This is a genomic window from Cohnella laeviribosi DSM 21336, assembly GCF_000378425.1.
Taxonomy (GTDB): Bacteria; Bacillota; Bacilli; order Paenibacillales; family Paenibacillaceae; genus Cohnella; species Cohnella laeviribosi.
The window spans coordinates 1-10154 of record NZ_KB899864.1; the positions used below are offsets into that span (position 1 = coordinate 1).

General features: G+C 57.0%; 8 protein-coding genes. 4 read left to right on the forward strand and 4 right to left on the reverse strand.

Annotated elements, in window-relative coordinates; all coding sequences use genetic code 11:
- Window positions 1-656 precede the first annotated feature (656 nt).
- From F560_RS0120700 to F560_RS0120710, 3 genes are all read right to left on the reverse strand, one after another.
- Entirely contained in the window at window positions 657-2006 is a 1350-nt protein-coding gene (locus tag F560_RS0120700; RefSeq protein ID WP_019007647.1) for an ABC transporter substrate-binding protein, read from the reverse strand.
- 104 nt (window positions 2007-2110) lie between these two features.
- A complete protein-coding gene (locus F560_RS0120705) occupies window positions 2111-3673 on the reverse strand; it encodes a response regulator transcription factor (RefSeq protein ID WP_019007648.1) in 1563 nt (520 codons plus the stop codon).
- A gap of 3 nt (window positions 3674-3676) precedes the next feature.
- Complete coding sequence (locus tag F560_RS0120710; RefSeq protein WP_019007649.1) at window positions 3677-5422, reverse strand: cache domain-containing sensor histidine kinase; 1746 nt, start codon at window positions 5420-5422, stop codon at window positions 3677-3679.
- Between the two features lie 474 nt (window positions 5423-5896).
- Between F560_RS0120710 and F560_RS0120720 the strand changes: the two genes are divergently transcribed.
- From F560_RS0120720 to F560_RS0120730, 3 genes are all read left to right on the forward strand, one after another.
- Window positions 5897-6511 carry a DUF47 domain-containing protein gene (locus F560_RS0120720; protein WP_019007651.1) on the forward strand — a complete coding sequence of 205 codons (615 nt, stop codon included), beginning with the start codon at window positions 5897-5899 and terminating at the stop codon, window positions 6509-6511.
- A gap of 29 nt (window positions 6512-6540) precedes the next feature.
- Window positions 6541-7539, forward strand: a complete 999-nt coding sequence (locus tag F560_RS0120725; protein ID WP_019007652.1) for an inorganic phosphate transporter — start codon at window positions 6541-6543, stop codon at window positions 7537-7539.
- Window positions 7540-7687: 148 nt separating this feature from the next.
- The gene (locus tag F560_RS0120730; RefSeq protein ID WP_019007653.1) at window positions 7688-8632 is read left to right on the forward strand and encodes a DUF1861 family protein; all 945 of its coding nucleotides are present in this window, start codon (window positions 7688-7690) and stop codon (window positions 8630-8632) included.
- Window positions 8633-8764: 132 nt separating this feature from the next.
- On the opposite strand, the gene F560_RS26345 is transcribed toward F560_RS0120730, so the two are convergent.
- A complete protein-coding gene (locus tag F560_RS26345; protein WP_019007654.1) occupies window positions 8765-9271 on the reverse strand; it encodes a hypothetical protein in 507 nt (168 codons plus the stop codon).
- A 231-nt stretch (window positions 9272-9502) separates the two neighbouring features.
- Here F560_RS26345 and F560_RS0120740 point away from each other — a divergent pair, with 231 nt between their 5' ends.
- Window positions 9503-9841, forward strand: a complete 339-nt coding sequence (locus tag F560_RS0120740; RefSeq protein WP_019007655.1) for a YerC/YecD family TrpR-related protein — start codon at window positions 9503-9505, stop codon at window positions 9839-9841.
- Window positions 9842-10154: the final 313 nt, after the last annotated feature.

Sequence of the window (10154 nt, forward strand, 5' to 3'; positions counted from 1 at the left end):
CGTCGTGCGCAATTGTTGCATCAGTCTAGCGACCGCTTCTTTCGTATGCACGATGGTTCCCCAGTAACGGGCTTCTTGTCTGCCTTCTTCCGCGACCGCTACTGCAATTTTTGACTTGGATACGTCTAAACCGACGTATTTTATGGAATTACTCATGATAGACCGACTCCTTTTTGTTTGTAGCTCTGATTTGGTTGCAATGGTGTTTTGCTAATCTCATTGTTTCCAAATGTAACCTACGGATAAGCAATCAGGATGTCGGTTTCGTTCATTATAACTATGAAGGCCATTTAGCGGGAAAAACGATTGGTTGCGGACAGGAGATCCGTTCATCCCCCGGAAAACCGTAAAAAGGCGCAAGTTTTTCGCAAAAAGCGGAACCTGTGTCCGGAGTTGCTTGATTTCAGCGGTTTTTGGACCGTATAAGGGAACTGTGGTCCGATGTTCCCGGACAAACGGGTTTGCGGACGGGTTTGCGGAAGGCCGGACGATGAAACCAGCGGACGCGGTAACTGGGAATCAGAGATCGATTGCTGGGGACCAGAGAGCGATATTCGCGTTCAGTAAGCGATGCTGCGGACCAATAGCGCCGGCGGGCGCAATAAAACCGGGCTCCGCCAAGGCGGGGCCCGGTTTTGCAACGGCTATGCGCGCGTTTATTTTTTGGCCAAAATCTTGTTCGCTTCTTCGCGGAACTTCTTGGCGCCTTCTTCGACCGTCAGCTTCTTGTACATGATTTGCTCGGCCGTTTCCTTGAGCAGCTTGTCGACTTCCGTCGCTCCCGGCGGGTTGGGCGGATCCATTTCGCTGCTGTTTTGCTCGGCCCAGGATACGTAATCGAAGACTTTGGCTTGCTCCGGCGACAGGAGCGGCTTGAGGGCTTCCTTGACGGCCGACGATACCGGCACGCCGCGTTCGCCCATGATGATCTTGTTCGCGTCGATGTTGTTCACCCAGAAGTCGATGAATTTGGCCGCTTCTTCCTTATGCTTGGAGTTTTCGGCGATCGAGAAGTACATGCTCGGCTTCAGGAACAGCGCTTTGTTCTCGTTCCAGCCCGGCACCGGCAAAATCTCGAACGGACGCTTGGCGACCTGGGACGACAGAATATATTGGTTGGACCAGCCCCACGTGCTGACCGCGTTGCCGAGCTCCAGCTCGCCGTCCTCCGGCGTCCCTTTCTTCTGCGCCAGCTTGTCGAGCGACAGCAGGTAGCCCTTCTGATACCAGTTGTTGTACATCGTGTAGAAGTCGATGAAGTATTTGTCGTCGTCGTAGCCGAGGCTCTTGCCGTCGGCCGCGTACATATGCTGGCCTTTGCTTCTCAGGTAGAACGGGAAGAACACGTCGTGCCGCAGGTCCTGAGTCAGCAGTTTGCCTTGCGATTTCATCGTTTCGCCCATCGCGGTTACGTCGTCCCAGGTCCAGTCCTGAGAAGGCATCTTGCCGCCGGCTTTTTCCAGCATGGCCTTGTCGATGACGGCGAGCAGGGCGTTGGACCCAAGGTTGAACGCGTACAGCTTGTCGCCGATCTTGCCGCCCGAAATCGCGCTCTCGCTAATGTTCGACGTGTCGATCGTGCCGTTCTCGATGAACGGCGTCAGGTCGGCGATTTGGCCTTGCGTGCCGTATTGCGAAAGGTAGGAAATATCCATCTGGATGATGTCCGGCAGGTTTTTGGCCGCGGCTTGCGGCGCGAGCTTCTTCCAGTGGTCGTCGAAGCTGGCGTATTCCGGCTCGATCGTCACGTGCGGGTTCAACGACTCGTACAGCTCGATGACCTTAAGCGTGTAGTCGTGGCGGGCCTGACCGCCCCACCAGGCGATGCGGAGCGTAACCGGTTCTTTGTCGCCGCCGGAATCGGCCGAGCCGGATGGCGAAGCCGAAGACGCGGAACCGGAAGGCGAAGGGCCGGCGGCGCCGTTGCCGCCGCTGTTTCCCCCGCCGCAGGCTGCCAGGCCGATGACGAGGGAAACCATCAGCAACATCGTTAGAGCTTTTTTCATTTGCTTAATCCTCCCCTTGATGTTCTGTCCTCATTGAAAATGCTTACATTGTTATTATCCGGGTAATTCGGGGAGAGGTTAAGGCAAAAAACCGATATTATTGTTCAAAAAGCAGAGCTATCCGACTGCTTCATGTATTCCGAAGGCGTACAGCCGATCTGTTTTTTGAACACCTGGCTGAAATACTGCGGGTTGTCTCCGAACCCGAGCCGTTCGGCGAGCTCGAAGATTTTGATATCGGGCTGCTCGGCGATCATCTCGGTCGCCCGCTTCATTCTCGCTTTCATGACGTAGTTGGAAAATTTCTCTCCCGTTTCCTTCTTGAACAGCTTGCCGAGATAGTCGGCGTTCATGTACAGCATTTCGCTGGCGACGAAATTGAGCGACAGGTTGGCGTTGCCGAGCTGCTGGTCGATAATGTCGAGGACTTTCCGGACGATGGACGTATGCTTGACGACGTTTTGCTCGTAGTTGCGCTTTGCGATGTCGCGGACGGTCTGGCCCAGAAAATCTTTCATCGCCTGCAGCGTGTTCATTTCGACCAATTGCGGGATTTGCTTGTAATGCTCGTTCATCCGCTGCGGATCGCCGAGCCGGGTGAGCGCGATGAACAGCTGAATGGCATAGGACTTCGTCATGCCGATGTCGAGCTGTGCCCGCTTGAGCGCGTCGAAAAACGACTCCAGCGCCTGTTCGGCTTCCTCCAGATGCCCGGACCGCACAGGCATAAGCAGCCGGTCTTCGTCGAAATCGAGCGTCCCCTGCGACGGCTGGGCGGAGGAGAAGGTATCCTTGCTCGTGATGATGCCGCCTTCGTCCAGATAAAAACGGTAGTTCAAGCACTGCAGCGTCTCCTGGTACAGGCTTCGGGCCCGCACGATCTCGCCGGGGCTGCTGAGCGCAATCGTGACGTCCATTTTGTAGTACTGCGCAAAGGTGGCGCGGATGTCGCCGAGCCGCCGGTAAAGCGCGTCCGGATCGTCCGGGTCCTCGATCAGCACGAGGACGTGGCTGCCGATCGTGGTGCCGAGCAGGGTCTTCTCGAGAATGTCTTCGGCGATGTTCTTGACCGCAAACAAGTGCTCGTATTCCGCTTCCCCCTCGATCTGAAACAGAATAAGGCGCACCCGGACGTCGAATTCGAATTGAAACAGGCTGCGGTAGTCGTCCCAGTCGCGGCTTCCGTACGTCTTGTTGGTGACGAATTCCTTCAGCACCTGCTCTTTGACGTGGGGCATCATCTTCTGCAGCCGCAGCTTCATATTTTGCAGAAACGCCTCGCGGCTGGATTCCCGATCCAGTTCGGCGACGATTTCCTCGAGCGCCTGGGCGATCCGGGTCTCGTTGGTCGGCTTCAGCAAATAGTGTTTGACCCCGTACTGCATGGCGCGGTTCGCGTAGTCGAATTCGCCGAAGCCGGACAAAATGATGAACCGGGTGCGGGGGTGAGAGGCATGCGTTTTGGCAACCAGCTCGAGGCCGTCCATGCCCGGCATCCGAATGTCGCTGATGACGATGTCGGGCGCGTGGCGGACGATTTGTTCGTAGGCGTCAATGCCGTTTTGCGCCAAGCCGACGAGAACGGTCCGGTGCTGCGCCCAATCGATCATGCTGGATATGCCGTCGAGAATGATGCGCTCGTCGTCGGCCAGCAACACTTTATACATCACTCATCCCTCCATTTCGTTCGGTATGCGGATCGTAACCCTTGTGCCGTGTCCGGGGCGGCTTTCGACCTGTACGCCGAACGGCTCGCCGAAGCTGATTTTGATCCGCTCGTCGATATTGAGCAGCCCGATGCCCTTTCCTTTGGATTTCATTTCGCCGCTGCGCAGCCGGGCAAGCGTATCCGCCGGCATCCCCGGGCCGTTGTCCTCCACCGTCAGATTCAGGCTGTTCTCCGTTTCGTAGGTCCGGATGGCGATGGCGCATCCGCCGACCGAAGGCTCCAGGGCGTACTGGATCGCGTTTTCCAGCAGCGGCTGCAGCGTAAGCTTCGGGATTTTCAGCTGCCCGTAGCGTTCCGGAATGTCGAGCGTAAAGTCCAGCCGGTCGCCGAAGCGGAATTTCTGGATCGTGATGTAGCTGCGGACGATTTCCGTCTCCTCGGCCAGCGTCACGATCGGCTCCTTCAAACTGACGGAATTGCGCAGCAGCAGCCCGAGCGCTTCGACCATCCGGGAAATTTGCGTCTGCTTGTTCATTTTGGCGATCCAGTTGATCGACTCCAGCGTGTTGTAGAGAAAATGCGGGTTGATCTGCGCCTGAAGCGCTTTGAATTCCGTCTCCTTGATCAGCAGCCGGTTTGCGTAGTTCTCCGTAATGAGCGTGTTGATCCGCTCCACCATGAGCCGGAACGTCCGGCGCAGCAGCCCGATTTCGTCCATCGCCATGGGCGCGTCATCGGCGCTCAGCACATGGGCTTCCGCGAAATTTCCTTTTTCCGCGAGCTTCATCCGGCCGATCAGATCTTCGATCGGTTTCGTCAAGCTTCTGGAGAAACGGATGCCCAAAAAAATGACCAGCACGAAAATGCCGACAAAAACGAACACGACCAGCTTCTTGATGAAGATAATCCGCTCGAAAATTTGGTTGTACGGCGTAAGATTGAGGTACGTCCAATCCGTCGAGGGCGACCGGCTGTGAGAAATAAACAGCGTTTTGCCGCCCGACGTTTCGGTGAAGTAGCCGGTTCGTCCGGTCAGCCGATCCGCGATCCGGCTCGTGTCGAACGACGGCTTGCGCGGATAGACGACGTCGCGGCCGGAGAGGATCAGCAGCTCACCTTCTTCGACGGCCAGCTTGCGCACGATGGCGTCCAGATTGATCCGGATGATGAGCGTGCCCAAATAAAGCAGGTCGATGTTCGTGGTCGAGAACGAGCGGATATCCCGGGCCGAAATCAGCGCGGAGTCGGAGTCGTCCGGAAAAATCCACACCGATCCGCCCCCGGCCTCTCCCGCAAGCTGCATGATGCGGGCTTTTTTGGCGGAATTGATGAAGAAGGAGTTGCCGACGACAAGATCGGCTCCGCGCGAATCGATAAGCTGGATCGAATACAAGTACGGTTCCGAGCCGCTGTAGGTCAGGAGATGGTCGATCAAATTCTGGCGCAGGACATGGGCTTCGTAATCCGAATCGGTCGACTTCAGGGAACGGAGCAGCTTCTGAAGCTGGACGTCGGCGACCATGCTGTACGAGATCTGCTCGATCCGCTTCAATTCGTTCTCGATGGCCGCCGAGGACAAATTCAGCACCTGCGACGATTTGGCGTAAAGCTGGCGGTCGTAAATCGAAAACGCATATTGCTGCACAAGCAAAGTAAACGAGAAGGTGACGATGACGATGAGGGCGACCAGGATGGACAGCTTGTTCCGGATTTTCATATGTCGGTACGCCTGAAACCACTTTTTCATGGAGACAATCCCCTGTCTGTCCTTGGTATGAAAATTATGTCACCCCTTCGGAAGCGCTGTCAATGGAAACGGAAGGAGAACGCAGGAAGCCGGTATTTCGTCGATGCCGGCATGTTGAGTCGATTTGCGATTTGCGGTCCCTTGCTTTAGCGGATGAGATGGCGGGCTAGCGGGGGCGGCGGCGGGCAAGAGAGGTACATGGCGGGGTGGCAGCGAGAATGGCATCCAAAGGCCGGGCGGCTTGAGCTTCCGGGCGCCTCCGGCTTGTCCAAATATCCGTTCCGCGGACAAAATATCGCGCAAATCGGCGAAGGACACGATTAGTCCGGGCGCGGTTAGGCCAAACTTGGATAAGTCCCTCCAGAAACGGCGGAAAGAGTCTGTACCAGCTTGTCCGGGCGTGATAAGATATGGGTTGGGATTTTTGCATACCCCAACAATGAAGGCATTCATATGTAGAAAGAAGGGCTATCGGTGTTTCGGAAAAAGGATATTTTCTTTAAAACGTTGGAGGAAATGGCCGATCTCATCGTGGAAACGGTCGATCGGTTTGCGACGGCGGTCGACGGCGATCTGCCCGATACGGCGGCATTCGCCAAGCAGATGAAGGAATTCGAGCATCGCGGAGATACGTTTGCGCACCTGATTTTGACCGAATTGAACAAAACGTTCATTACGCCGATCGAGCGCGAAGACATTATGGCTCTGACGAAAATGCTGGATGACGTTCTGGACGGGATCGAAGCCAGCGCCTCCCGGTTCGACATGTACCAGATTTCGAAAGCCGATCCCTACATCCGCAAATTCGGCGACTGCCTTCGCCGCTCCGGCTTGGAAATCAAATCCGCTATTTATCTGCTTACCCAAAAGAAGCTTCTTGCGATGCAAACGCATTGCGTTATGTTAAACGAGTTGGAGAACGAAGGAGACGAATTGATGCGCCAAGGCATCAAAAACCTCTTCATCAATGTAAAAGATCCGATCGAACTGATCAAATACAAGGAAATTTACGAACGCCTCGAAGAAACGACCGACGCTTGCGAGGACGTTGCCAATATTCTCCAATCGATTATTATGCGCAATTCCTGATCGATGCGCAATAGGAAAGACGTGACAAAATGGATCATATGACCTTAATCGTTGCCATTATCGTATTTTTGGCTTTGGCTTTCGACTTCATCAACGGCTTTCACGACACGGCCAACGCGATCGCCACGTCCGTGTCGACGCGGGCGCTGCGCCCGAGGGTTGCGGTGATGCTGGCAGCGTTCATGAACCTGATCGGGGCGCTTATGTTTACGGGGGTCGCCAAGACGATCGGCGGTTCGATTGCCGACCCGTTCAAGCTGGAGCACGGATTGACCGTGGTTATGGCGACCTTGATCGCCGCGATTGCGTGGAACCTGATCACGTGGTGGTTCGGCATTCCGTCATCCTCCTCGCACGCGCTGATCGGATCGCTCGCCGGAGCCGCCATCGCCTCCGAAGGATGGGATGGAATCAACTACTCCGGATTCTCCTCGGTTGTTCTCGGTCTGGTTATTTCCCCGGTAATAGCGTTCGCTTTGGGGTATACGATCATGTTTTTGCTCAAACATATCTTTGCCCGCACAAGTCCGCATCATGTCAACAAAGTGTTCCGCTCGGGGCAGGTGCTGACGGCCGCGCTGCAAGCATTCACCCACGGTACCAACGACGCGCAGAAAGCGATGGGCATCATCACGATGGCGCTTGTCGTCGGCGGCTTCCAGACGACGCTGGACGTGCCGCTGTGGGTCAAAGTTTCGGCCGCGCTTGCCATGGCGATCGGAACCTCGCTCGGAGGCTGGAAAATCATCAAGACGATGGGGACGAAGATTTTCAAAATCGAACCGATCAACGGCTTTTCCGCCGACATGAGTTCCGCGGCCGTCATCTTTTCTTCGACATTGCTGCATCTTCCCGTCAGCACCACCCACGCCATTACGTCGTCCATTCTGGGCGTCGGTGCGGCCAAGCGGTTCCGGAGCGTCCGCTGGGATACGGCAGGCCGGATCGTCGTCACGTGGGTTTTCACCATTCCGGCCGCCAGCGTGCTGGCAGCAATCGTTTATTGGCTGATGAGCATTTTTCATTAATCGTCATAAAGCGGCGTTTATCCCCGGCATCCATCCATCACCTTTAAGCGTTTTCTGGCTAAAATAAAGTGAAACCATCTTTGAGCATATCCGATCTCGCCGCCAACTCGGTCGCGGCAGGCGACCGTTTGGAGTTTGGAGGACCCTCATGCAGACATCCGTGCAACAAGCCAAGTCGTGCGCCGAATTGTTTGAGGCGTTCAAGAAAAAACGCCCCGCCGTCAAAGGAGAGAAACTGATCTTTACCGGCGTTGGAGGCAGAGATGTGTACAATATCACGGCTCCGTTCAAAGATGACGGGGAGTGGGTCATTGCCGGACGGGTTGAGGAAAGGCACAGCGAGCGCTCGGAAGTGATCTTTTTTGTCGAGCGGAACGGGCAATGGCAGCCGCGGCCGGGTGCTCCCGTCTTCGCTTTGCAGGATCCGTTCGTTTCGTTTGTCCGCGGCGAGCTGGTGTTCGGCGGCGTCGAAGTCTACTTCGACGATGTCGATGTGCATGAAGTGACTTCGTGGCGAACGGTTTTTTACCGCGGGCCTCGCGTAAACGAGCTGGTTCCTTTCGCCAAAGGGCCGCTGACGATGAAGGACATCCGATTGGTCGATCTGCAGAACGGCCGAATCGGCGTGTTTACCCGGCCGATGCCGGTGGACGACGCGCGGGCGATGATCGGCTATACGGAGATCGGATCGTTGGAGGAACTGACCGAGCAGGTTATGGAACAGGCGCCGGTGCTTCAGGGCCAGTTTCTGAAGGAGGAGTGGGGCGGCGGCAACGAAGCGCACCTGCTCCGCAACGGCTGGATCGGCGTCCTCGGCCACATCGCGTGCATGGACGAAGGCAACATCCGCCATTATTATCCGATGACCTTCGCTCTTCATCCGGAAACGCGCCGGCATACGCCGATCAAGCTGATCGCTTCGCGGGACATGTTCCCGGACGGTCCGGCGAAGCGGCTTGACCTGGAGGACGTGCTGTTCAGCGGGGGCCTGCACCGCAACGGAGACGGGACCGCGACGCTGTATACCGGAGTGAGCGATGCGGAAGCCCACCGGATCGTGATCGAGGATCCGTTTCTTGAATATGAAGCCTGATCCGCGGCAAGAGCGGTTCAAGCGCAAATCAAAAAGCGGTGAAGCGGCAACGGGTGCCGGCTTCATCGCTTTTTGCCGTCTGGCGGCTTCGGCGGTTCCTGAGCCAAAGCGGTATGCGCGGCCCGGAATGCGCTACCGCCGCCTGCGGGTGTAATTGCCGGTCCGCCGCCCGTAGGACGGGCGCCCGGAGCCGCCGCTCCGCCGCCGGCGCGTGCGTCTGCGCGGACGGACCGCCGTGTTGGAGGAAGCCGTTCCGGCTTTGGCGGCGCCTTTCGCGAACAGCTTGAAGAGCGGGGCCATCTGCTGCATCGTGGATACGATTTTCTGGATTTTGGTCATGCCGGACAGAATGCCGTCGATCCCGCCCATCCGGTCGATAATACCCTTAATGTCGTTCAGATTGGCGAAGGCGCCCAAGCCTTTGGCCGCGCCGGCGGCAGGCTGCCCGCCGAGATTGACGACCTCGACGGGGTTGAATGCGGCGGGAGGACCGCCGAAAGGATCGCCGAGGCCGGGGAACGGAGAGCCGCCGGGACCACCACCGAACGGCGCCCCCCCGGGACCGCCGAGCAGTGCTCCTCCGGGACCGCCGAACCCGGGCGTAAAGCTATGCAGCGAGGGCGGATTGCGGTTATTCATGCGGAAGGTGTCACACCCTTTGAGAGTTTTTGGGCATTGTCCCAAACCGAGCACAATGCCGGTACGCTTTCTACAGGTTATGAGCGGAGGCTACGGCAAGATTGGACGATTGCCCGTGTTCGGGATATTTTATTTCTGTAAAGCGTGAATACGGTGACGCTTGAAGAAGTTTTCGAAACGCAGTAGAATGGAGGAAATCGAAAGCGACGCCGCGAATTGAGGTGATTCGGGATGCAGTTGAAGAAACTGAACGACAAAACGATCGATCAATTGTTCGAAGCGATATTGACGCTTAAAACGGTTGAAGAATGCTATTTGTTTTTCGACGATCTGTGCACGGTCAATGAAATTCAATCGTTGTCGCAGCGTCTGGAAGTCGCCCGCATGCTGGGCAAGGGGAACACCTACAACCAGATCGAAGCGGAGACCGGCGCCAGCACGGCCACCATATCTCGGGTCAAACGCTGCCTGAACTACGGCAACGACGGCTACAAGCTGGCGCTCGAGCGGCTCGGACGGTTCGGCAACGGCGGCTCGGACGAGAGCGGCCAGGCGAAAAGCAGCGGTTGACGGCAATAGGCCGGCCGCGATCGCGGCATAGCGGACGGGAACAGGACTGCGGAGGGGAACTCGGCGGTCCTGTTTTTTGTTTGGGGCTCGGGGGTGGCGAGGGTGGCGGTAGGGGGGTGGAGGCCAAGAAGGGTACTGGGCGGACTACATGGCGGGTCAGCGTCGGGGCTGGCGGCCAAGAAGGGTACTGGGCGGACTACATGGCGGGTTAGTAGCGGGAGTGGCGGCCAAGAAGGGTACTGGGCGGACTACATGGCGGGTGAGCAGTGGGTTTGGTGGCAAAGAAGGGTACTGGGCGGACTACATGGCGGGT